At 60.2% G+C, this 22,642-nt stretch carries 20 protein-coding genes; 19 read left to right on the forward strand and 1 reads right to left on the reverse strand.

What is annotated here, in order from left to right:
• The first annotated feature begins 502 nt into the window (after positions 1-502).
• The 19 genes from mraZ to HMPREF3158_RS02005 all read left to right on the forward strand — a co-directional run bounded on the left by mraZ (position 503) and on the right by HMPREF3158_RS02005 (position 21,411).
• Positions 503-937 carry a division/cell wall cluster transcriptional repressor MraZ gene (mraZ, locus tag HMPREF3158_RS01915; RefSeq protein ID WP_061923504.1) on the forward strand — a complete coding sequence of 145 codons (435 nt, stop codon included), beginning with the start codon at positions 503-505 and terminating at the stop codon, positions 935-937.
• Between the two features lie 155 nt (positions 938-1,092).
• Positions 1,093-2,139, forward strand: a complete 1,047-nt coding sequence (gene rsmH, locus HMPREF3158_RS01920) for a 16S rRNA (cytosine(1402)-N(4))-methyltransferase RsmH (protein ID WP_062038212.1) — start codon at positions 1,093-1,095, stop codon at positions 2,137-2,139.
• On the forward strand, positions 2,136-2,945 hold the full coding sequence (locus HMPREF3158_RS12850; RefSeq protein WP_246816165.1) for a cell division protein FtsL: 810 nt from the start codon (positions 2,136-2,138) through the stop codon (positions 2,943-2,945). The genes rsmH and HMPREF3158_RS12850 overlap by 4 nt, the downstream gene beginning before the upstream one ends.
• A gap of 466 nt (positions 2,946-3,411) precedes the next feature.
• Complete coding sequence (locus HMPREF3158_RS01930; RefSeq protein WP_062039437.1) at positions 3,412-5,244, forward strand: peptidoglycan D,D-transpeptidase FtsI family protein; 1,833 nt, start codon at positions 3,412-3,414, stop codon at positions 5,242-5,244.
• A gap of 63 nt (positions 5,245-5,307) precedes the next feature.
• Positions 5,308-6,888, forward strand: a complete 1,581-nt coding sequence (locus tag HMPREF3158_RS01935; RefSeq protein ID WP_070497097.1) for a UDP-N-acetylmuramoyl-L-alanyl-D-glutamate--2,6-diaminopimelate ligase — start codon at positions 5,308-5,310, stop codon at positions 6,886-6,888.
• A complete protein-coding gene (gene murF / locus HMPREF3158_RS01940; RefSeq protein ID WP_070497100.1) occupies positions 6,885-8,414 on the forward strand; it encodes a UDP-N-acetylmuramoyl-tripeptide--D-alanyl-D-alanine ligase in 1,530 nt (509 codons plus the stop codon). Before HMPREF3158_RS01935 ends, murF begins: the two co-directional genes overlap by 4 nt.
• A gap of 29 nt (positions 8,415-8,443) precedes the next feature.
• Entirely contained in the window at positions 8,444-9,556 is a 1,113-nt protein-coding gene (gene mraY / locus HMPREF3158_RS01945) for a phospho-N-acetylmuramoyl-pentapeptide-transferase (protein WP_062038222.1), read from the forward strand.
• A 2-nt stretch (positions 9,557-9,558) separates the two neighbouring features.
• Positions 9,559-11,013 (forward strand): UDP-N-acetylmuramoyl-L-alanine--D-glutamate ligase, encoded by a 1,455-nt coding sequence (gene murD / locus HMPREF3158_RS01950; protein ID WP_062038225.1) that lies wholly within the window; start codon positions 9,559-9,561, stop codon positions 11,011-11,013.
• A gap of 21 nt (positions 11,014-11,034) precedes the next feature.
• Positions 11,035-12,456, forward strand: a complete 1,422-nt coding sequence (locus HMPREF3158_RS01955; RefSeq protein ID WP_070497103.1) for an FtsW/RodA/SpoVE family cell cycle protein — start codon at positions 11,035-11,037, stop codon at positions 12,454-12,456.
• A 29-nt stretch (positions 12,457-12,485) separates the two neighbouring features.
• On the forward strand, positions 12,486-13,568 hold the full coding sequence (gene murG / locus HMPREF3158_RS01960; protein WP_062038230.1) for an undecaprenyldiphospho-muramoylpentapeptide beta-N-acetylglucosaminyltransferase: 1,083 nt from the start codon (positions 12,486-12,488) through the stop codon (positions 13,566-13,568).
• 42 nt (positions 13,569-13,610) lie between these two features.
• Complete coding sequence (gene murC / locus HMPREF3158_RS01965; protein WP_070497106.1) at positions 13,611-15,065, forward strand: UDP-N-acetylmuramate--L-alanine ligase; 1,455 nt, start codon at positions 13,611-13,613, stop codon at positions 15,063-15,065.
• Complete coding sequence (locus HMPREF3158_RS01970; RefSeq protein ID WP_062038236.1) at positions 15,058-15,708, forward strand: cell division protein FtsQ/DivIB; 651 nt, start codon at positions 15,058-15,060, stop codon at positions 15,706-15,708. Before murC ends, HMPREF3158_RS01970 begins: the two co-directional genes overlap by 8 nt.
• A 250-nt stretch (positions 15,709-15,958) precedes the next feature.
• Positions 15,959-17,326 carry a cell division protein FtsZ gene (gene ftsZ, locus HMPREF3158_RS01975; protein WP_062038238.1) on the forward strand — a complete coding sequence of 456 codons (1,368 nt, stop codon included), beginning with the start codon at positions 15,959-15,961 and terminating at the stop codon, positions 17,324-17,326.
• A gap of 31 nt (positions 17,327-17,357) precedes the next feature.
• Complete coding sequence (gene pgeF / locus HMPREF3158_RS01980; RefSeq protein ID WP_062038240.1) at positions 17,358-18,086, forward strand: peptidoglycan editing factor PgeF; 729 nt, start codon at positions 17,358-17,360, stop codon at positions 18,084-18,086.
• Positions 18,087-18,782, forward strand: a complete 696-nt coding sequence (locus HMPREF3158_RS01985; protein ID WP_062038241.1) for a YggS family pyridoxal phosphate-dependent enzyme — start codon at positions 18,087-18,089, stop codon at positions 18,780-18,782.
• 106 nt (positions 18,783-18,888) lie between these two features.
• Positions 18,889-19,326, forward strand: coding sequence for a cell division protein SepF (locus HMPREF3158_RS01990; protein ID WP_062038244.1), 438 nt, complete (start codon positions 18,889-18,891; stop codon positions 19,324-19,326).
• A 126-nt stretch (positions 19,327-19,452) separates the two neighbouring features.
• Complete coding sequence (locus tag HMPREF3158_RS01995; RefSeq protein ID WP_062038246.1) at positions 19,453-19,743, forward strand: YggT family protein; 291 nt, start codon at positions 19,453-19,455, stop codon at positions 19,741-19,743.
• A gap of 235 nt (positions 19,744-19,978) precedes the next feature.
• On the forward strand, positions 19,979-21,136 hold the full coding sequence (locus HMPREF3158_RS02000) for a DivIVA domain-containing protein (protein ID WP_070497108.1): 1,158 nt from the start codon (positions 19,979-19,981) through the stop codon (positions 21,134-21,136).
• Between the two features lie 59 nt (positions 21,137-21,195).
• Complete coding sequence (locus tag HMPREF3158_RS02005) at positions 21,196-21,411, forward strand: hypothetical protein (protein ID WP_062038249.1); 216 nt, start codon at positions 21,196-21,198, stop codon at positions 21,409-21,411.
• Positions 21,412-21,468: 57 nt separating this feature from the next.
• Here HMPREF3158_RS02005 and HMPREF3158_RS02010 read toward each other — a convergent pair whose 3' ends face one another.
• On the reverse strand, positions 21,469-22,494 hold the full coding sequence (locus tag HMPREF3158_RS02010) for an HNH endonuclease signature motif containing protein (protein WP_070497111.1): 1,026 nt from the start codon (positions 22,492-22,494) through the stop codon (positions 21,469-21,471).
• Positions 22,495-22,642: the final 148 nt, after the last annotated feature.

Raw genomic sequence — 22,642 nt, forward strand, 5'->3', positions numbered from 1 at the left:
ACCTCCTGTTCGTGGGTTAGCGCTCTATGGGGTGACTGAAAACCGACCATGAACTCTGGGTTTCCAGCCCTGGGTATTTGTCGAAACGGATATAAAGACGGGCCGCCAAACGTCGGTACCCGGGCAGGCGGCTGCAATTGGGGTAGTCGTAAACGTGCATCGCGGGCTGCGTGGGGACTGCACTAATCGCAACATGCGGGGTTTAAGGTGGCGGTGGGGCGCAATATGTTGGTGTGATTGGTGGGGTAGTTGAGGTGTTTGCAGGGTGTTGTCAAGGGGGTGGCTGGGGAATTCTTCCCACCATCAAAATGGTCTTCTACCTTGGCTGATTTGTCGGAAAACTTTTAAACACGCAGCCGAAGGTGACAGAAGTGGGGGAAAGTGGGGTAGAGTGGGGCGCAGTGTGGAACCGAGGGTCTGTGGATGTGTGTTGAACATCTGCCGGCGCGAGGGGCTGCACAGAGGAATCCGGAGTTTCGAGTAACAGGAAGGTGGACCCGGGATGTTTCTCGGTACCTACACTCCCAAGCTCGATGACAAAGGGCGGCTAACGCTTCCAGCGAAGTTCCGTGAAGAGCTGGCGGGTGGCCTCATGGTCACCAAAGGTCAGGACCATTCCTTAGCGGTGTACCCGCGTGAGGAGTTTGCGGCGCGAGCGCGAAAAGCGGCGGCGGTATCTCGTACGAACCCAGATGCGCGTGCGTTTATCCGTAACTTGGCAGCAAGTGCGGATGAGCAAAGGCCAGACGGGCATGGGCGGATCACGCTTTCAGCAGCCCACCGCGAGTACGCAAGCCTCAAGAAGGAGTGCGTGGTTGTCGGTTCGGTGGACTTCCTCGAAATCTGGGACGCAGCCGCATGGGCTGAGTACCAGGCGCAAACTGAAGATGCTTACTCGGCGGCAGACGCCGATGACGTACTCGCTGGCTTGCTTTAGATATGCAGCTAGCGATGAGTGCGTGTACGGACTCTGCCCGAGGTGGATGCTCTGGTGTACTTCCCCGATATCAGAAACCTGCCTCGGACAGGGCCCTATACGCACTCTTTTTGCACAGTAAGACAATTTTTCAAAAGTGGGGGTGACTAGCAGCGATGACGGCTCAGGACAATAACTCGGCAGTAAATTACGACGTAGCGGATAATCACGGCCACGTGCCGGTTATGCGTGAGCGCATGGCACAGCTGCTAGAACCTTCTGTTGCGGGCGATAACGCAGTGCTTATCGACGGCACCTTGGGGGCCGGCGGGCACACCGAGTACTTCTTGAACAAGTTCCCCAATGTCCGCGTAATTGGTGTCGATCGCGATGGTGCCTCCTTGGCAGCAGCCACCGAACGCCTTGCGCCCTTCGGAGATCGCTTCGTCGGCGTCAATGCCCGCTTTGATGATGTGTGTGCAGAAATCGAGCGCGCAGAGGGCACGATTTTCGACGTCGCGCGTGAGCACGGAATCGCCGGAGCGCTCTTCGATTTGGGCGTTTCCTCGATGCAGCTTGACCAAGTCGAGCGCGGTTTTGCTTATAAGACCGACGCGCCTTTGGATATGCGCATGGACCCTTCGCATGGGATTACCGCTGCGGACATCCTCAATACTTATAGCCACGGCGATTTGGCGCGCATCTTGAAGACCTACGGCGACGAACGCTTCGCCGGAAAGATTGCCTCCGCCGTCCTCAAGGAGCGCGAGAAGGAGCCCTTTAGCAACTCTGAGCGCCTCGTTGAACTGCTTTATGCCACCATCCCGGCTGCCACCCGCCGCACTGGCGGGCACCCTGCAAAGCGCACTTTCCAGGCGCTGCGCGTGGAGGTTAACCGCGAGTTGGAGGCAATCGAGCAGGTTATTCCTGTCATCACTGACGCGCTCACCGTTGGCGGGCGTGCGGTGTTCATGAGCTATCAGTCGTTGGAAGATCGCATCGTCAAACAGGCTTTTGCCGAGCTGACGAAGTCGAAAACTCCCGCCGGTTTGCCAATGGATCTGCCGGGTACCGCTCCGAAGTTCAAGACCGTCACCCGCGGTGCGGAAAAGGCGAGTGCCGAAGAGATCGAGGAAAACTCCCGCGCTGCTTCGGTTCGCGTCCGTGCTATCGAGCGTCTTGAGGGCGAGCCTTCGCTGCACCCACCGGGAGGCACGTCATGAGTCTCAACGAACGTATCCCTGAACGTAACTACTCCGCACAGACTTTTCAGAACCCAGCACTAGGAAGGACCCGCACCATGGGGGCGAGCCGCGACTTTACTACCGGAACTGATACCGGAGCCGCCACGACTCTTCTCGAGCCAGGCCGCCGTGCGGTCCCACAATATACTCCGCGCCGCGCTCCGCATCGCACGCAAGTGCCGACGCGCCGCGGCAACCGCTTGGGTTCGAAGCAGGTCGTGTCTTTCCGCGGCCGCCGGCTTCCGCAGCAAACCACCAAGAAGAACTCGCTGTTTACCCGGCTATCTTTCATCGCAATCGGTTTGCTGATTTTCGGCGTGGTCGTCTCCATGTGGCTGTCCGGTATCTCCACCGCGCAGACCTTCGTGGTCAAGGATCTCACTGTCCAGGAGTCTGAGCTGGATAACCAGCTGGAGACTTTGAACCGCGACCTCGAAAACGTGCGTTCGGCATCCGACGTCGCGTGCCGTGCCAACGAGGCCAAGATGGGCGTTCCGACGCAGCCGGGCATCGTTGAGGTTGACCCAGAAGGTAACCCGCAGGAGAAGCGTCCAGCGGATCCGGCAACCGAAGCGATTGTTGACGTCAACGGCGCACCGGTTCGACCGGACCAGGCTTCCAGTGACCCGGATGCAACCAAGGATGTTTCTGGCAGCTTGAACGAGGTGCCGCAAGGCCGTCAGCGCACGGACCGCCAGCCAGCTGGTGAGGACGCACCAGCACCGGCACCGGGCGCGCAGGTGGAATTGCCAAACATTCCGGCGCAAGCGCCGTATGTCAACTAGCTGTGAATGTGGTTTCTTCGGATGTGCTCGCGCGTGCCTGCGCGAGCACTTCGCATTTATAGGGCAAAATCTTGATTCAAAACTGTCTGCAGCGCGATGAGCTGTAAAAAGATAATCGGCAAAAGGAAAAGGTGACTTTGTGACTCGACCCAATTCAGGTGACCGCCATGGCGGTTCCCGGAGGGACCAGGGGCGCGCCGGCAGGGGCACCCCTGCGGATCGCAATAACCAAAGCCGCCTGGGACGCAACGAAGGCTACCGTCAGGGCCGTCCCACTAACCGCACCCATCGAGGAGCCAACACTGGCTCTGCCATGCCGCGTGCCAATGCGCTGCGTCCGAGTGAGCGCGTCACTGCCGCCAGCCGTGATAAGCAAACCCGCGGTCCTGCGGCACCCGGCCGCTTCAAGTTCTTGCCGCAGAAGGAAATCCTTAGCAAGCGCGTTAAAACCGTCGTTTCTGCGCTGATGGTCGTCCTCGTTATCCTGGGCGGGCGCCTAGCCTGGGTACAGCTCGTGTGGGGCCCGGATCTTGCCGCGAAGGCGGTGGCACAGCGTTCCCGTGTCTACATCGACTCCGCCCGCCGCGGCGAGATTGTTGACCGCAACGGCCAGCGCCTTGCCTACACCATGAAGTCCCGCTCGCTGACCGTTTCCCCGACCCGCTTGCGCGAAGAGCTGCGGGAGCAGGAAGAGATTGAGGCAACTGGCGAGGATTCTTTCGACAGCATGGACGAAGCCTCCCGCAACAAGTTCTTAGATGACAAGGTTGAGTCCCGCCTGAAGGAGATGGCTGAGGGCATCCCAGACAAGATCAAGGCTGCGGGCCTTAGCACTGGCGACGTTAATTCCAAGCACATCCTCGATAAGCTCCACGCTGATACGCAGTACGAGGTCTTGGTCCGCAACGTCGATCCTGACGTTGCCGTAAAGATCGCCGAAGAGTACCACGGCTTGGCTGCCGACGAGCAGCAGATCCGCCAGTACCCTAACGGGGCAATCGCCGAAAACGTCATCGGTAAGGTTTCCATGGATGGCCAAGGCCAGTTCGGTTTCGAGGCCTCCGGCGATTCCACACTGACCGGTATCGACGGCAGCTCCACCGAGGACGTTTCCACCGGTGGCCAAGCCATCCCGGGCACCCTGCGCGATCAGGTTCCAGCTACCGATGGCAAGAACGTCACCTTGACCCTCGACCTAGACCTGCAGACATTCGTCCAGCAAAAGCTCGAAAAGGCCCGCGTGAACTCCAAGGCGAAGAACGCCCAGGCAGTCGTTCTCGACGTCGCTACCGGCGAGGTTCTTGCCATGGCTAACACGGGCACCATCGACCCAAACAAGGACATTGAAAAACAGCTCAAAGAAGACAAGGCCTTCGACAACCGCAGCGTGTCCCACCCTTATGAGCCAGGTTCCGTTGCCAAGGTGATCACCGCCGCTGCCGCATTGCAGGAAGGCGTCACCACTCCGGACGAGGTCCACCAAGTCCCGGGCTCCATCGACATGTCCGGTGTGACCGTCAACGACGCGTGGCAGCACGGCGTCGAGCCGTACACCACCACGGGTATCTTCGGTAAGTCTTCCAACGTCGGTACCCTGATGCTCGCCCAGAAGCTGGGCCAGGAGCGCTACGCCAAGTATCTCGAGACCTTCGGCCTTGGCGAGACCACCGGCATTGAACTGCCAAATGAATCCGCAGGCCTCGTACCGGCTCAGGAACAGTGGTCCGGCGGCACCTTCGCCAACCTGCCCATCGGCCAGGGCCAGTCCTGGACCACCCTGCAAATGGCCAGCGTCTACCAGGCGCTTGCCAACGGCGGCGAGCGCATCGAACCGCGCATTATTTCCTCCATCACCGGTCCAGGCGGCGAAAAGGAAAAACTCGACGAGCCGCGCAAGACCCGCGTGGTCAGCGAGGAAACCGCGAAGACCACCGTCGATATGTTCCGCGCCGTGTTCCAGAAGGATCCAAATGGCGTCCAGAACGGCACTGCGGGCGACAATAACATCGAGGGCTATCAGCTTTCCGGTAAGACGGGCACCGCCCAGAAGGTCGATGAGAAGACCGGCGCCTACTCCAACTCCGCGTACTGGATCACTTTCGCGGGCATCGCGCCTGCCGACGACCCTCGTTTCGTCGTCGCCATCATGCTCGACGAACCGCAGTCGGGCGTCAACGACAACGGTTCCGGCGGCCAGTCTGCCGCGCCGGTGTTCAAGGACATCGCCAGCTGGCTGCTCAACCGCGACAACATTCCACCGTCCAAGCCCGCGCCGGAGCTGACCCTGCGCGCTCAATAAAACTTCAACGAATACCACACCTTCGCACCACAAACCTTCGCACTACAAATAAGGGAGAAAGCAATGAGCGTAGACCTAGAAAGCCTCGCTACTATCGGCGGCGGGCGCGTTATCGGTGACGAGACCGTCACTGTTTCCTCCTGCAGTCTCGACTCCAAGGCGATTGCTGCGGGCGGCCTCTTTGCAGCGTTGCCCGGAACCCGCGTGCATGGCGCCCAGTTCGCCGGCGGCACCGAAGCAGCGGCGATCCTCACCGACGAAGCCGGCCTGCAGCACTTGCAGGAAGCAGGGGAGCGCCGCCCCACCATCGTGGTCGAAGACATCCGCGCCGTGCTGGGGCTCATCGCCGCAGAAATCTATGAGCACCCGACGAAGTCGCTGACCGTCATTGCGGTCACCGGCACCTCCGGCAAGACGACCACCAGCTACCTGCTTGAGGCGGGCTTGCTCCACGCTGGCTACAAGGTCGGTCTCATCGGCACCACCGGCACTCGTATCAACCGCAAGCCGGTTCCCACCAAGTTGACTACCCCGGAAGCACCGACGCTGCAGGAGCTGTTCGCACGCATGCTCGCGGAGGGGGTTACCCACGTGGTCATGGAGGTTTCCTCCCACGCTCTCGAGCTGGGCCGCGTGCGGGGCACACACTTCAAGGTCGGCGGTTTCAGCAACCTCAGCCAAGATCACCTTGACTTCCACCCGACGATGGAGGATTACTTCGAGGCCAAGGCCGCGCTTTTCGACGGCCCGCAATCGGCCGCCTCCGCCGTTATCTGCGTCGACGATGAGTGGGGCAAGCGCATGCTGGAGCGCGCCGCCGGTAAGCCGCGCACCGTGGTTGCCACCACCGCAGCAGAGCAGGCACAGCAACTGGCCGACGCCGTTGATGCAACTCTGGTCACCGCGACCCAGACCGGCACCGAGGTCACTGGCGAGCAGCATGTGGATATGAACTTCGCTGGCCAGCAGCATTCCTTCGAGCTGCCGATGCCAGGAAAATTTAATATTGCCAACGCTGCGCTGGCCACGGGCATGGCGGCCGCCGTTGGCGTTGACGTCGAGCAGTTCCTGGCCGGCATCGAGCGCGTGGCCGTTCCAGGCCGCATGGAGCGTATCGACCGCGGCCAGGAATTCGTCGCCGTGGTTGACTATGCCCATAAGCCGGCCGCAGTCGCCGCCGTTCTCGATACTCTGCGTGGCCAGCTCGAGGGAACCGATGGGCGCCTCGCGGTGGTTGTCGGCGCCGGAGGCGACCGCGACTCCTCCAAGCGCCCACTGATGGGTGCTGCCGCCGCAGAGCGCGCGGACCTCGTCGTGGTCACTGACGATAATCCGCGCAGCGAGGCCCCAGCCACCATCCGCGCATCCGTCATCGAGGGCGCACGCAAGGCTTCAGCTTCCACTGATATCCGCGAGGTCGGCTCGCGCGCCGCCGCCATCGACGAAGCAGTCCGCTGGGCCATGCCTGGCGACGCCGTCATCGTCGTAGGCAAGGGGCACGAAGTCGGCCAAATCATCGGCGATGAGACTGTTCACTTCGACGACCGTGAGGAGCTCGCACGCGCTCTCGACGAAAAGCTAGCCGGCAACGCGCCACAGGAAAATGCGCGGTACGGTGACACTGTGGAAAAGGAACAAGCATGATTGCATTGACCCTTCAAGAAATCGCTGACATCACTGGCGGTCGCCTCGATTGCGTGGAAGATCCTTCCGCGCAGGTGACAGGATTCGTCGAATTCGATTCCCGCAAAGTCACCCCGGGCGGGCTTTTTCTCGCACTGCCGGGTGCCCGTGTAGACGGCCACGATTTTGCAGAAAAAGCAGTCGCATCCGGGGCAGTTGCTGTGCTGGCGGCACGTCCTGTTGGCGTGTCGGCTATCGTCGTTGAGCCGAAGGGCAAGGTCGAAGGCGACGGCGCTAACGCTGACATTTATGCCAACGATGAAGACGGCTCAGCCGCCGCAGTCATCGAGGCTTTGTCCGCACTGGCACGCGCGGTCACGCAGCGCCTAGCTACCAATTCCGCCCTCAACATCGTGGGCGTGACCGGCTCAGCCGGCAAGACCTCCACCAAGGATCTCATCGCCACTATCTTCCGCGCAGCGGGGGAGACCGTCGCGCCTCCGGGCTCTTTTAACAACGAGGTCGGCCTGCCCTATACCGCTCTGCGTTGCGACGAACACACCGAATACTTGGTGGCTGAGATGTCCGCCCGCGGTATCGGCCACATTCGCCACCTCACTAACATCACCGCACCGAAGGTCGGTGTGGTCTTGAACGTCGGCTCCGCCCACTTGGGCGAGTTCGGCTCCCGCGAGAACATTGCCCAAGCCAAAGGCGAACTCGTCGAGGCCCTGCCGAGCGCAAAAGACGGCGGTGTCGCTGTGCTCAACGCGGACGATCCTTTCGTCGCCGGCATGGCGCCGCGCACGGATGCGAAGGTGGTCTACTACTCGGCCGTGGATAAGCAAGGCTCCAATGCACAGTACTACGCTACGCAGGTCCAGCTTGACGACGTCGCTCGTGCCTCGTTCATGATGCATACCCCAGACGCGCAGCCGCTGCCGGTGAAACTGCAGGTCTTCGGCGTGCATCAGGTCTCCAACGCCTTGGCCGCCGCTGCAGCTGCCATCGAGCTGGGGCTTAGCGCCGAGCTGGTAGCCAATGCCCTGTCTGGCCACCGCATCGCGTCGGAGCACCGCATGGACGTGCGCAACCGTCGTGATGGTGTCACGCTCATCGATGACTCCTACAATGCAAACCCAGACTCGATGCGTGCGGCCATCGCCGCGCTGGCTTATACCGCGGCGGCGCGTCCCGACGCCCGTTCCATCGCCGTGCTCGGCGAGATGGGAGAGCTCGGCGAGGACGCACTGGACTCGCACCGCCAGTTGGGCAGTGAGCTGGCGAAGTACCACGTTGACCATCTGGTGGCCGTGGGCACTAGCGTCAACACGCGGGCGATGGCGGAAGCGGCACAAGCAAAGGGTATAAATACTAGTATCTGTGCCGATGTTGATGACGCCGCAAAAATTGTTGACGGCCTTCTGCGTACCGCGCCAGTAGGCGTGGACGATTGGCCAAATAGGGACGCCAAAGATGTCGTCCTTGTCAAAGCTTCGAATGCCCGACGCCTGTGGCTCGTTGCAGAAAAGCTCAACCAGAGCTAGCTCACGAATATTAGAAGGAACCCAAGCAAGTGACACAGATCATCATCGCTGGTGTGGTCAGCTTTCTCGTAGCGATTTTCATCACCCCACTGCTCATCCGCTATTTCTCGGATGCTGGCAAGGGGCAGGAGATCCGTGAGGACGGCCCAAAGTCGCACCTGCGCAAGCGCGGCACCCCGACCATGGGCGGCCTGGCCATTCTGGCAGGAATCACGGTGGGCTACCTGACGGTGGGAATCTACGGGCAGGTGACCGGCCACGGTGGCTTTACCTTCTCCGGAATCTTGGTCCTGTGCTTGACTCTGGGCCTCGGCGGCTTGGGTTTTGCCGATGACTTCATCAAGCTTTTCAAGCAGCGCAACCTGGGCCTGAACAAGACCGCCAAATTGGTGGGGCAGCTCGCCCTCGCATTGGCTTTTGGCCTGCTGTGCTTGCAGCGCCCGGATGACACTGGCCTGACGCCTGGTACCACGAAGCTGTCCTTCGTTCGCGATATTGAGACTTTCGACTTCGCGGTTGGCCCGACCATCGTGGGAATCGTCGTGTTCCTGATCTTCATGTACATCTTGATCGCGGCGTGGTCGAACGCCGTGAATCTGACCGATGGTCTGGACGGTCTCGCAGCCGGCACCACCGCGATTGTCATGGGTGCGTACACCATTATGACCTTCTGGCAGTTCCGCAACTCTTGCGCCACCGAGTTCACCGCTGGCTGCTACCAGGTCCGCGACCCGCTGGATCTCGCGGTTCTCACCGCCGCTGGCCTGGGCGGCTGCCTGGGCTTCTTGTGGTGGAACGCGGCACCAGCGAAGATCTTCATGGGCGATACCGGCTCCCTCGCACTTGGTGGCCTAGTCGCTGGCATTTCCGTGACCAGCCGCACCGAACTGCTGATGATCATCATCGGCGCGCTCTTTGTCATTGAGACTGTCTCCGTCGTCATCCAGATCGTGGTCTTCCGCACCACCGGCAAGCGTTTCTTCCGTATGGCCCCAATTCACCACCACTTCGAAAACGGTGGCTGGGCAGAGACCGCAGTGGTTGTGCGTTTCTGGTTGATTGCCGCCATGGCTGCAATGGCCGGCGTTGCTATCTTCTACGGCGACTGGCTTGCTGATTCCGGTATCGGGTTGGTGGGCTAGCCATGTCCGCTGCCTTCGATTCCGCTGCTTTCGATTCCGCGGCCTCGCCCGAGGCTCTGCCTGATTCCTTGCGCGGGAGCATCTTGGTCGCCGGCGCGGGCGTGTCCGGCCGCGGCTGCGCGAGCGTACTTCTGCGTCTCGGCGCCGACGTCGTGGTGGCCGATGGCAACGCGGATTCCCGCGCACGCCTAGAGGCCGATCTTTCTGTCACCACAATCGACGCCGCCACCGCCAACCCCACCGATTACTCCCTCGTGGTTACCTCTCCGGGCTGGGCACCGACCTCGCCGCTTTTGCTCGCAGCAGCCGCGGCCGGGGTAGAGGTCATTGGCGATGTCGAGCTGGCCTATCGTCTTGATGCCGCCGGCGTCTTCGGCGCACCGCGCACCTGGCTTGCCGTCACGGGCACCAATGGCAAGACCACAACCACCGGCATGCTGGCCGCAATCATGGCCGCCGATGAGCAGCGCTCCGGAAAGCGCTCCCAAGCTGTCGGAAACATCGGCACCTCGCCATTCGACGCCCTAGCCGCCAGCCCACGCGTGGATGTCCTCGTCGCTGAGCTTTCCTCCTTCCAGCTGCATTGGTCCTCCCAGTTGCGCGCGGAGGTTGGTGTTCTTCTCAACCTCGCCGACGACCACCTCGATTGGCACGGTTCCTTCCACGCCTACGCTGAGGCCAAGGCAAAGGTGCTTGCCGGCGCCCACGCGGTCATCGGCCGCGATGACTTCCAGGTCCGCGAATACGCCGATGCCGCCGCAGAACGCGGCGCGCTTTCTCCAGACACCCACGCTTTTACCCACACCATTCCGAATGATGGGGAAGTAGGCGTCATCGACGGCCAGCTCGTTATTAACAACGTGGCAGGCGTTAGCGCCACCGTCATCGACGATGTCACCGCCCTTCAGCCCTCTGGTATGGCGGGCATTCTCGACGCCGCAGCCGCCGCCTGCGCCGCTTTGCTCGCCGGTGCCGAGCCGTCCTCAATCACCGAGGGCCTCGAAAGCTACACCGTCGCCGGTCACCGCGGCGAGCTAGTGCACCGCCATAACGGCATCGCTTTCATCGACAACTCCAAAGCCACCAACCCCCACGCAGCCGAGGCCGCGATGCGCGGGTTGAACAATGTGGTGTGGGTCGCTGGCGGTCAGCTCAAAGGCGCCGACGTCAGCGATCTTCTCGACGCCCACGCGGAAAGGCTAAAAGCAGCGGTTGTAATGGGCGTCGACAAGCAAGTGCTCTACGACGCCCTCCAGCAGCGTGGAGTTGCCACCACCGTCATCGAATCCACCGATCCCCTAAAAGCAATGGAGGAGGCGGTCACCGTCGCCGTGCAACACGCCGAACCCGGCGATACCGTCCTTTTGGCGCCGGCTGGGGCATCGTTGGATATGTACCAAGGCATGGCACAGCGCGGTGACTTCTTCGCCGCAGCCGCCCAGCGCATCGCACGTTAACCACGCAATTCAGGAGACTCCATGACCGCAACTAGGCCGCAACAACCAGCGTCGAAGACGCTCGGCCAACGCGTGGGCGAAATCCGCCAGTACTACCGCGCGCAACCGGGGCTGGACTACCAGCTGCTGCGGATTATCATCTTTTCGCTGATTGGCATTGGCGTGCTCATGGCATTCTCCGCATCCATGGCTACTTCCTTCACGGAAAACTCCAACGTGTGGACTGATGCCATCCGCCAGTGCCTGCTCGTGACAGGCGGCCTGATTTTGTTCTGGATTGCGCTGCGGGTTTCTCCTTATACGCTGCGTAAGTTCGTGCCGTGGCTGCTGCTGTTGTCCATCATCTTGCTCATCGCGGTGTTGATTCCTGGCGTGGGTACCGGTCGTGAGACGGTGGGCTCGCAGTCCTGGATTCCGCTGGGCCCTGTGGCTTTCCAACCTTCTGAGTTCGCACGTGTCACCGTAGCGATGTACGGCGCTTCGGCGCTGGCGGGCAAGCCACACCGTTCGCTGCGTCTTTCTGACCCATTCATGATGTACTCGCTCATCGCGTCTGTGATGTTCGTGCTCATCGTGTTGCAGGGCGATATCGGCATGGCGGCGTCGTTTGCCTTGGTGGTTATCTTCACCTTGCTTTTTGCGGGCGTGAACTGGCGCGTCGCCGCCACCATCATTGGCCTCGGCGTGTTGGGCTTAACCGCAGTCTTTCTGGGCGGCGGCTTCCGTACGCACCGTTTCCACACCTACTTTGATGCTTTCCGCGGCAACATCGAGGACACGCAGGGCACCGGTTTCCAGGCCTACCAGGGCTTCCTTTCGCTTGCCGACGGCGGGTTCTGGGGGGTTGGCCTCGGCCAATCCCGTGCGAAGTGGTTCTACCTGCCAGAGGCGAAGAATGACTTCGTCTTTGCCATCATCGGCGAGGAACTCGGGCTGTGGGGCGGCTTGCTGGTTATCGGCTTGTTTGCCGCACTGGGTTATATCGGTCTGCGTACGGCAAAGAATGCGCAGGATTCTTTCCAGGCGCTGCTGGCCGCCACATTGACGGTCGGCGTTGTTATCCAGGCCTTCATTAACATCGGCTATGTGGTGGGGCTTCTTCCTGTGACGGGCATTCAGCTGCCGATGATTTCCGCCGGCGGCTCCGCAGCGCTTATCACCATCGGTTCGATGGGCGTGCTGTGTAACGTCGCTCGCCATGAGCCGCTGCAGATTTCTGCGATGCAGAACTTTGGCCGCCCGCTGTTCGACCGTCTGTTTTTCATCCCCGAGCCGCAGCTTTCCGATGCCGCTCCGAAGCGTAAGGGAGGCCGCCATGCCTCGCTGCCGCAGAAGAATCGGGGCGGGCGTCGGCCAGGGGAGCGCGAGGAGCGCTTTGGCCGAGCGGTGACGAGCCGTGGGCCTAGTGATTACCGCCTGCCGCGGCGCGGCGAGAAGCGGTAGGCCCGGGTGGCGCTGGTAGCCTGTAGGTCATGAATTCCACCCCCATTTCTGTCGTCCTTGCAGGTGGCGGCACCGCAGGCCATATCGAACCAGCGCTCGCAGTGGGTGAAGCGCTCCGGCAGCGTCACGGCGCGAAGTTAACCGCGTTGGGCACCGAGAAGGGACTGGAGCGCGATATCGTTCCTGCCCGCGGGGTGGATCTGCGCATGGTGACCCCCGTTCCGGTTCCGCGCAAGGTGAACGCCGATCTGTTTAAGCTTCCGTTGAACGTTGTAAAGTCGGTCATGCAAACCCGCAAGGTTTTAAAAGACGTTGAGGCTGACGTGGTCTTTGGCACGGGCGGATACGTTTCCGCTTCGGCCTACCTTGCTGCAAAGACTTTAGGCATGCCGTTTTATGTGCTAGAAACCAACGCGCTTTCGGGCATTGCAAATAAGCTTGGCGTGCGTTTGGGCGGAATCGGCTTCAACGCGCACCCGAACTCCGGCATGCCGGGCGAGGTCGTGGGTATCCCAGTGCGCCCAGGAATGGGTCAAGACCCCGACGGTTCCGTGGCTGCGGAGGCCCGCAAGCGTTGGGGGCTGCGCGAGGATATGCCCACCATCGTCATTACCGGTGGCTCGCAGGGCGCAGCCAGCATCAACAAGGCAGTGGCGGGCGCGTTGCCGGAGCTGACCGAGAAACACCAGGTCCTGCATGCCTACGGCAAGAAGAACGAGGCGCCAGCACCGGCCCCGAATTACACTCCGCTGCCGTACATCGACGATATGGCCGGCGCGCTTGCCGTTGCGGATCTTATGATTTGCCGCTCCGGCGCGATGACGGTCGCTGAGGTAGCCGCCGCTGGCGTTCCTGCCATTTACGTGCCACTGCCAATCGGCAATGGTGAGCAGGCACTGAACTCCCGCGAGCTCGTTGAAGCCGGCGCTGCCGTGCAGATTGCCGACGCCGAACTCAACCCCCAGCGCTTGGTCTCCGAGGTCCGCGGCATTATGGAAGATGATGCTCGCTTAAAGGTAATGCGCACGGCCGCTGCGACGAACTCTGCTGGCGATGTTGCTAACACCATTGCGGACCGTATCGCCACCACCATCGAGCAAGCGCGCGCTTAAACCCTCGCGCAAGATCTTTGAAGCTGAAGGAATTTAAAGAAGATGACTGACTCTTATGACCTCACTCGCGTCCACATGGTGGGCATCGGCGGTTCTGGCATGTCTGGCCTGGCGCGCATCCTCGCCTCGCGCGGTGGCGTCGTTACCGGCTCCGACGTTAAGGAGTCCACGCCGGTGGAAATCCTGCGCACGATGGGCGTAAAGATTGCGGTAGGCCACGCGGCAGAAAATCTCGAGCTGGCGGGGGAGAAGCCGACTGTCGTAGTCACTTCTTTCGCAGCCATCCCGCAAGATAACCCGGAGCTGGTAGGTGCGCGGGAGGCCGGTATTCCGGTGATTCGCCGCTCCGACCTTCTCGCCGAGCTGATGGAGGGCCACCAGCAGGTGCTCCTCGCCGGTACGCATGGCAAGACTTCCACCACCTCGATGACCGTCTCCGCGATGCAGCAGGCAGGCTTGGACCCTTCCTTTGCCATTGGCGGCCAACTCAACCGCGCGGGCACCAACGCCCATGGCGGAACTGGCAACGCCTTTGTTGCCGAGGCCGATGAATCCGATGCTTCCTTGCTGCGCTATAGCCCTGAAGTCGCGGTGATTACCAACATCGAGCCGGACCACCTGGATTTCTTCCACAATGCTGAGGCCTATTACCGGGTCTTCGACGATTTCGCCGATCGCATCGTGCCGGGCGGTCACCTCGTCGTGTGCTTGGAGGATGAGCATGCGGCGCAGGCCGGTAAACGCGCCCTTGACCGCGGAATCAACGTTCTTGGCTACGGCAGCGCTCAAGCAGCCGCGCAGTATCCGGAGATTCCCTTGGCCGCTGAGGTAGTAGAAGAGCAGGTTTCTGTCATTGGCATGCAAGTCCGTGCACGCGTCACGCTGCCCGGTGGAAAGGCGGAAGAGCTCGCTTATGAGCTGCAGATTCCGGGGCATCACATGGTGCTTAACTCTTTAGCCTCGCTTATTGCGGGCGGCTTGGCCGGCGGCGATCTGGACGATCTCGCGGTGGGCCTTAGTGATTTCACCGGTGTGCGCCGTCGCTTCGAGTACCGCGGTACCGAGCACGAGGTGCGCGTCTTCGATGACTATGCCCACCACCCAACCGAGGTCACCGCAGTCCTCGGTGCTGCCCGCCAAAAGGTAGAGGCAGAAGGCAAGGGGGCGCGCGTTATCGCATGCTTCCAGCCGCACCTGTACTCCCGCACGACGGAATTCGACAAGGAGTTCGCTGCAGCACTCGCGCTTGCTGACGCCGCCGTTGTCCTCGACATCTACGGCGCTCGGGAGCAACCGGTGGAAGGCATTACCTCCCGCATCATCACCGACAAAATGCCGGAAGAGATGAAGGTCATTTTCGAACCGAACTTCTCGGAGGCGGCTCAAGATGTTGTGTCCCTGGTGCGCCCTGGCGATGTCGTACTCACCATCGGCGCGGGTTCAGTCACGATGCTGGCCGCGGAGATCCTCGATGAGCTGAAGGCGCTTAATGACTAAGAAGACAATTGCGGTTTCTCTCACGGGGCTCGTCGCGGTCGTTGTGCTGGCGGCAGTTGCCGTGTGGATGTTCCCCGTGTTCAAGGTTTCTTCCTTCGAGGTACATGGCATAAGCCACGTCGATGCAGCGCAGGTGGAAGAAGCCAGTGGTGTCGCTAAAGGCGAGAACCTAGTGCGGGTGGATGCCCGTGGAGCGGCGTCGGGAGTCGCGCGTTTGCCGTGGGTGAAGTCCGCGACCGTATCGCGCGCATTTCCGTCCACTTTGAGCGTGGAAATTACAGAACACGAGGTGGTGGCTTTCCGTGATAAGAACAAGCTTATCGACGCCGAGGGTGAAGAATTCGCCGAGGACACCCCGCCGGAGGGCGCAGTGGAAATTACCGGCAGCGCCGAGCCTGGCTCGGAGGAGATGAGTGATGCCGTGGAGGTAGTCGCCGCTTTGCCGCAGCCGGTGCGCGCACAGGTGAAGTCTCTCGAGGTTAAAAACGCGTATTCGATGACCTTCCACCTGAAGGATGACCGCAGCGTCTTCTGGGGTGCCTCGGAGGATAACGCCAATAAGGCTTTGGCCTTCGAGACGGTTTTGAAGATGGAAGGCGGGCAGTGGAATATTTCAAACCCCGAATTGGTAACCACGAAATAGCCGTCTGAATTTAACGCCCTGCGCAGAGCCCATCTTGGTCATACAGGTGGGGTGCGTGGGGCGTTTGTGATTTGAAAACCCGCACGTCAGCAACCCTAAACTACAACTTGAGGGTACCGACACGCGGCAAAATGTACGTGAAAAACTACGGCACTTCCATAAAGATGGAAATAACCGCGCGTGAGAAAAAAGTCGCGTGCAATAAAAATCCTCGTTTACGCACCAACAGTGAAAGGTGAGCACCCCTCACATGATCTCAACTAGCAATAACCTCGCGGAAATCAAGGTCGTCGGTGTCGGCGGCGGCGGCGTTAACGCCGTGAACCGCATGATCGAAGAAGGTCTGAAGGGCGTTCAGTTCGTCGCGATTAACACCGACTCCCAGGCGCTGATTTTCTCGGATGCTGACACCAAGCTCGATATCGGCCGCGAAGCCACTCGCGGTCTCGGCGCGGGCGCTAACCCGGAGGTCGGCAAGACCTCGGCAGAAGACCACAAGACTGAGATTGAGGATGCCCTGGAAGGCTCCGACATGGTCTTCGTTACCGCCGGCGAGGGTGGCGGCACTGGTACCGGCGCCGCTCCGGTCGTTGCTTCCATCGCGAAGAAGATGGGTGCGCTGACCGTCGGCGTTGTTACCCGTCCATTCAAGTTTGAGGGCGCACGCCGTACCCGCCAGGCAATGTCTGGCATCGAGGAGCTGCGCGACGTCTGCGACACGCTCATCGTTATCCCGAACGACCGCCTGATGCAGCTCGGTGGCGAAGAGCTGTCCATCGTCGAGGCATTCCGCGCAGCCGATGAGGTCCTCCACAACGGTGTCCAGGGTATTACGAACCTGATTACCATCCCGGGCATGATTAACGTCGACTTTGCCGACGTCCGCTCCGTCATGGCCGATGCCGGCTCCGCCCTCATGGGCATCGGCTCTGCACGCGGTGACAACCGTGCGCTCAATGCCGCTGAGCAGGCAATCAACTCCCCGCTGCTCGAGTCCACCATGGAAGGCGCAAAGGGTGTTCTGCTCTCCATCGCCGGCGGCTCTGATCTTGGTCTGCATGAGGTTAACGCCGCTGCATCCATGGTCGAGGAGCGCGCTGACGAAGACGCCAACATCATCTTCGGTACCATCATCGATGACAACCTGGGCGACGAAGTCCGCGTCACCATCATCGCCACCGGCTTTGATGCACAGGCCAACATGACCACCGCAGCTCAGCCGGCACAGTCCCAGCCACAGCAGCAGCGTCCGGGCTCCCTGTTCGATAACCGCCAGGAAACTTCGGCGCAGCAGTCGGCGCAACAGTCGGCACAACAGCAACCAATGCACCAGCAGCAACCGGTACAGCAGCAACCGCTGCAGCAGGAGCCAGTACAGCAGCAGCCGGTACAACAGCAACCGCGCTACGAGGAACCTGCGCAGCCGCGTTACGAGGAGCAGCCGGCTGAGACCTACCGTCCACGCCATTCCTCCAACGGTCTGTTCACCAGCTCCGATCGTTTTGCTCGTGAAGATCGCCGTGACGACTACCGCCTGTCCCGCCCTGCAGATCGTCGTGACGATCGTCGCCACGATGACGGCGATGACGATCTCGACGTGCCGTCCTTCATGCGTTAAAGCAGCGAAATAGTGCGCTAACCTGGAGTGCATGCCAGTAAACGAGGAAGCACCTAAACGCCCCGTTCGCATGGTCTTTACGACTCGTGCGGGCGGGGTTTCGTCATCGCCTTACGACTCTTTCAACCTAGGCGACCACGTCGGCGATGACCCGGCAAACGTCGCCCAAAACCGCGTCCGTCTCGCCAGAGTTCTCGGGCTCAATGAGATTGTGTGGATGGAACAACTCCACACCAACACTGTCACTCGCGTCGATCGTAGCCATGTTGGCACCCCAGTGGCGGCGACCGACGCAATCGTCACTACCGAAAAACGCTTAGGACTCGGAGTTCTGGTTGCTGATTGCACCCCCGTGTTGCTCAGCGACATCTCCGCCGGCGTTATCGCCGCTGCCCATGCCGGTCGGCTCGGCGCCCGCAACGGGATCATTCGCAACACGGTTACTACGATGTTCGAGCTGGGCGCGAGCCCCTCCAATATTCAAGTTCTTCTCGGCCCCGCCGCATCGGGACTGAACTATGAGGTGCCTGAGGCTATGGCAAACGACGTCGAGAAGCACTTGCCCGGGGCGAAGGCCCGCACAAAGAAGGGCACCTGGGGCGTCGACGTGCGCAAGGGCCTTGTCCGTCAGCTGATGGGGATGGGAATTACCAACATTGAAGCTGACCCTCGCTGCACCATCGAAGACAGCGACTTCTTTTCTTACCGCCGTGAAGGCACTACCGGACGCCAAGCCGGTGTTATTTGGTTGGAGGCATAAATGACACGCAAGCAGCAATTACAGGAAAACCTCGAGCGCACCCGCGCTGATATCGCAGAAATCGCCAAGAATGCCGGCCGTCCTGCACCCGAACTGCTGCCGGTGACCAAATTTCACCCGGCTGCTGACGTCGCGCTACTCGCCGAGCTTGGTATCACCGACGTCGCCGAGAACCGCGAACAAGAAGCCCGTGCCAAGGCGGCGGAGTTGCCGCAGATGCGTTTCCATATGATTGGCCAGATTCAGACGAAGAAGGCCAATCACGTCGCGCGGTGGGCACAAAGCGTGCATTCGTTGGATACGGAAAAGCTTGCGCGTGCGTTGAACCGGGGCGTCGGCAATGCTCTGCAAGCGGGCGAGCGCGAAGGAAAACTGCCGGTGTTCATCCAGCTCTCCCACGACGGAGATACTGCGCGCGGGGGAGTAGTCTATGCGGATGTCGATGTGCTTGTGGGCGTCGTGGAGGAGCTCGACAACCTCGAACTGCGCGGTTTCATGGTCGTTCCGCCCCTAGATGCGGAACCGGTCGAAGTTTTTGCCCGTGTTCGCAAGCTTTGTGACGAGGTGGGCAGCCGCCTTGGACGGAAGCTTTTGATGTCGGCGGGAATGAGCGCAGATATGGCTGCGGCGATTGCCGCGGGAAGCGATATCGTGCGTGTCGGAACCGGCATCATGGGACCCCGCCCAGTAGGTTAAGTGGCAACGCAAAAGCGCATTTCACGGGTGCAATTCACTGCTTTCACATGAGTAACATTTGCACCAAATAACATGCTCAACAATTAGGGTCAGAGGGAGACCAGAAATGTCATTGATTGATAGGACGAAAGAGTTCTTCGGACTGGGTCCGGTGGACATCGAAGCGGACGACGCATACTACGCAGACGAGCGCAGCTATGAGTCCAACGGCTCTGCTGCTTACGCGCCGCGCTCTTTCGAGCCGGCAGTGCAGGAGGAGTTCGTTCCGACTATCGTCGCGCTGTCCCTCGTTTCCTTCAACGATGCAGCCAAGGTTGGCGCACCGTTCCGTGATGGCGACGCCGTTGTCTTTGAGCTGACCGATGCGGACAAGGCGTCGGCAAAGCGCTTCATTGACTTCGCTGCTGGCCTGTGCTTCGGACTCGAAGGTCGCATGCTCAACCTGACCAAGGGTATGGACACCGACCGTCGCGTCTTCGCCATTGTGCCGAAGGATGCAGGAATCTCCACCCTGGAGCTCGAGCGCGCAGCGCACCTGCGTTAAACAGAAGCTTTTAAAGTAGCGCCGTCTTATCTTTCCTCTAAGTGTTGGTGGAGGAAGGGTAGGGCGGCGTTCGCCATTAGCGAGCCGAGTGCCGAACGCGGGGGTAGTTCATATAGGCTCGAGCAGGTGAGCATTATCGGATATAGTTTGTTGCTGCTTCTACGCATCTTCTCGTGGATTTTGGCCCTGCGAATCATCATCGAGATGATTCAGTCTTTCTCGCGCCAATTTAACCCACCGCGGTGGTTCATGGTGGTGGCAGAGCCGCTGTTTGTAGTTACTGACCCGCCAGTAAAGGCACTCCGCCGCGTGGTCCCGCCGCTGCGTCTGGGCGGTGTGGCACTGGACATGTCCATCCTTGTTTTGTTCCTGATTTTGATGCTCTTGCAACTGGTTGTTGTTGGAGTGTTCTTGTAGTGCGGGTGTATTAAAACCTCCCGTTAACGTTGAGACTGCGTGCAACGTTAGATAATGTGGGCTTTTGGATATAGTCTTTACTGATATTCCGTAAAATTAAACGCACAAGTTCTTTGTTAGCGCATCCTGTGTAGACACCTGAGTTCAGAATTTAGGTACTCTCGGGATACGTTTACATCTCCCAAAAACTCCGGACCCACCGGAGTTGCACCGACTCGAAGGGGAAGAGAAGTCAATGCCACTGTCACCAGCTGATGTTCACAACGTCGCTTTTAGCAAGCCGCCAATTGGCAAGCGTGGCTACAACGAGGATGAGGTCGACCAGTTCCTGGACCTCGTCGAGGACACCCTTGCCCAGCTGCAGGACGAGAATGATGACCTGCAGTCTCAGGTAGAGCAGCTGCAGTCCAAGGGCGGCGCTGGTGCTGTAGCGGGTGCCGCTGCAGGGTCCGCAGCTACTACGGGTGCAGACGAAGCTACCCTCCGTAAGGAGATCGAGTCCAAGCTGCGCGCTGAGTACGAGACCAAGCTTGCTGATTCCAAGAATGAAGTTGCCAAGGCTAAGGAAGAAGCAAAGCGCGCGCAGGAACAGGCAAAGAATGCTGAGTCCGCTAAGGCTCCGGCTGCTGCTTTCTCGAACAACGATGCTGAGCTGAAGGCTGCACGCGAGGACGCCGCAAAGGCAAAGCGCGAGCTCGAGGCAGCTCGTGCAGAGGCTACTCAGGCCAAGAAGGACCTCGAGGCTTCCAAGAAGGAGAACGAGGACCTGAAGAAGAACGCTGGCTCTGCAAAGACCGCAGCGGCTTCTGGTCTGGCTGGTGCAGGTGTTGGCGCTGCCGCAACCAAGGCTGCCGACGGCCTGGCTACCCCAGAGACCCACATGCAGGCAGCTCGCGTTCTGGGCTTGGCGCAGGAGATGGCAGACCGCCTGACCTCCGAGGCAAAGGCAGAGTCCGAGTCCATGCTCTCCGAGGCACGCACTGCCGCCGAGAAGCAGCTGACCGATGCTGATTCCCGCTCCAAGGCACAGCTCGCAGACGCTCAGCAGAAGTTTGACGCACAGCTCGCAGACGCTGATACTCGCTCCAAGAAGCTGGTTTCCGAGGCTGAGGCTAAGGCAAAGCAGACCGAGTCCGAGGCTAACTCCCACGCTGAGGCACAGATTCGCCAGGCAGAGGAGAAGGCTGCTGCCCTGCAGGCTGACGCTGAGAAGAAGCACACCGAGGTCATGAACACCGTCAAGCAGCAGCAGACGGCTCTTGAGGCTCGTATCGCTGAGCTGCGCACCTTCGAGCGCGAGTACCGCACCCGTCTGAAGACCCTGCTGGAGTCCCAGCTGGAGGAGCTTGAGACTCGCGGCACCGCTGCTCCTAACGGCGAGGCTGGCAAGTAAAAGCTATTTATAAAGCGCCCTTCCGAGTAACCGGGAGGGCGCTTTTTCTGGAGGTTTAAATGCTTGTTGCAGCACTCGTCTTGGCGTTCGTGGCTTTTCTAGCTCTCGTCAACTTCATTCTGACTGCAGCTGATTGGTCGCTGTATCTTCTCTTCGCTTCTGCCGGCCTAGGCATGGTGCTGTTCGTGATAGACGGTCTACGCAAGCGCAAACCTGATCTTGCGCAGGACGAGGAGGCAGGGGAGTACGAGGCAGGGGAGTACCCTGCCTCCTAGGTTGTGGCGCATGGCCCTGACATTGCATTGCGTATAGTCGTGGTTGTTGCCTTTTTGCTAGCCGCGCTGCCAGCGCACCTTTCCATCGACCCTGGCTAACCTACCGCGTAACGGCGGGGCGTTAGGGTCGTCCTCGTTCACGCCGTTGTGGTAATGACACAAAGTCGCAAGATTTGCCATGTTCGTTGGGCCTCCCTGCGACCAGGCGTTTAAGTGATGCACCTGACTAGTATCTGCCGGGTGATTACAACCTGGCCAAGCACAGGTGGGATTTTCCGCTCCCGCCATCAGTCTTTGCTTGTGGTTGGCAAAGCGCTTCGTGCGATAGAGATTCACTGGCCCCTCATGTGGATGCACGAGTGTGGCGAAGTCAAGGCACGAGTCCAGTGCTCTTCTCACGAACTCCGCGCCGGACATGACGGCGCCGTTTGTCATCTGCAGGCTTATCTCCTCGCCGTCGCCCTGCAAGATCTTCGCCAGCGCCGGCAGTTGGACGATAACGTTGGTATGCACTCGCGGCCTACCCCTGGCTGCGCTAGGCACTACACTTGAATTGTCTGCAGCGGGGAAGAAGAGCTTTTCCAAAGATTCCAGCGGGGAGGCAGAGTCGATAGCTGCATACATATCCGCGATGAGAGTCGATGGGCCGGTAATTGCTAAAGTCCACGGCTTATCCTTGCGGCGATAAAGCTTTACTCCTTGCTCTGGCTCGCGCTCGCTATTGAGCGCCTTCAGCTTTTTCTTCGCTAGCTGCTCCATCGCGAGGGTATCGGCCTTGGTATTGCACAGTTCCTCGCGCATCTGCCACGCTGCACGTTGGGTCTTCGCGCGCATTGCGTAGCGTTCGATAACTTCGATTGTGGGCAGGGAATGACCAAGCCTTTGCGCCGCGGCCACGGAATCGCGTTGCCGGCGGGTGAAAGCGGTGTGGCCAAAGTAGACGTCGTAAAGCGCGAGCAATTGCTGTGCCGTTTTATCCGGCGCGCCAGCCGAAATCAAAGCCTTTTCAGACAGCCCTGCGCACCCAGCCACGATGTCCATGCCTGGGCGTATTGCCGCTAAGAATGCCTGAAGTGAAGTCATAAACCCCACCCTAAAAAGCCCTATCGACAAGGCTCAAGGGGCATTTTTCAACCTGTGGATAACTTTGTCTCAACCGACTCATTGATATCCATTTGCACCACTCGGGAACCTCGGCCTGTGAAAAGTTGACGCCGTGGGTATAATTTCC

Source organism: Corynebacterium sp. HMSC06G04 (assembly GCF_001807365.1).
GTDB classification, from domain to species: domain Bacteria; phylum Actinomycetota; class Actinomycetes; order Mycobacteriales; family Mycobacteriaceae; genus Corynebacterium; species Corynebacterium simulans.

Excerpts from the sequence above, each read along its gene's own strand:
- mraZ (WP_061923504.1), top strand. The coding sequence starts at position 503 with ATGTTTCTCGGTACCTACACTCCCAAGCTCGATGACAAAGGGCGGCTA.
- rsmH (WP_062038212.1), top strand. The coding sequence starts at position 1,093 with ATGACGGCTCAGGACAATAACTCGGCAGTAAATTACGACGTAGCGGAT.
- HMPREF3158_RS12850 (WP_246816165.1), top strand. The coding sequence starts at position 2,136 with ATGAGTCTCAACGAACGTATCCCTGAACGTAACTACTCCGCACAGACT.
- HMPREF3158_RS01930 (WP_062039437.1), top strand. The coding sequence starts at position 3,412 with ATGGTCGTCCTCGTTATCCTGGGCGGGCGCCTAGCCTGGGTACAGCTC.
- HMPREF3158_RS01935 (WP_070497097.1), top strand. The coding sequence starts at position 5,308 with ATGAGCGTAGACCTAGAAAGCCTCGCTACTATCGGCGGCGGGCGCGTT.
- murF (WP_070497100.1), top strand. The coding sequence starts at position 6,885 with ATGATTGCATTGACCCTTCAAGAAATCGCTGACATCACTGGCGGTCGC.
- murD (WP_062038225.1), top strand. The coding sequence starts at position 9,559 with ATGTCCGCTGCCTTCGATTCCGCTGCTTTCGATTCCGCGGCCTCGCCC.
- HMPREF3158_RS01955 (WP_070497103.1), top strand. The coding sequence starts at position 11,035 with ATGACCGCAACTAGGCCGCAACAACCAGCGTCGAAGACGCTCGGCCAA.
- murG (WP_062038230.1), top strand. The coding sequence starts at position 12,486 with ATGAATTCCACCCCCATTTCTGTCGTCCTTGCAGGTGGCGGCACCGCA.
- murC (WP_070497106.1), top strand. The coding sequence starts at position 13,611 with ATGACTGACTCTTATGACCTCACTCGCGTCCACATGGTGGGCATCGGC.
- HMPREF3158_RS01970 (WP_062038236.1), top strand. The coding sequence starts at position 15,058 with ATGACTAAGAAGACAATTGCGGTTTCTCTCACGGGGCTCGTCGCGGTC.
- ftsZ (WP_062038238.1), top strand. The coding sequence starts at position 15,959 with ATGATCTCAACTAGCAATAACCTCGCGGAAATCAAGGTCGTCGGTGTC.
- pgeF (WP_062038240.1), top strand. The coding sequence starts at position 17,358 with ATGCCAGTAAACGAGGAAGCACCTAAACGCCCCGTTCGCATGGTCTTT.
- HMPREF3158_RS01985 (WP_062038241.1), top strand. The coding sequence starts at position 18,087 with ATGACACGCAAGCAGCAATTACAGGAAAACCTCGAGCGCACCCGCGCT.
- HMPREF3158_RS01990 (WP_062038244.1), top strand. The coding sequence starts at position 18,889 with ATGTCATTGATTGATAGGACGAAAGAGTTCTTCGGACTGGGTCCGGTG.
- HMPREF3158_RS02000 (WP_070497108.1), top strand. The coding sequence starts at position 19,979 with ATGCCACTGTCACCAGCTGATGTTCACAACGTCGCTTTTAGCAAGCCG.
- HMPREF3158_RS02005 (WP_062038249.1), top strand. The coding sequence starts at position 21,196 with ATGCTTGTTGCAGCACTCGTCTTGGCGTTCGTGGCTTTTCTAGCTCTC.
- HMPREF3158_RS02010 (WP_070497111.1), bottom strand. The coding sequence starts at position 22,494 with ATGACTTCACTTCAGGCATTCTTAGCGGCAATACGCCCAGGCATGGAC.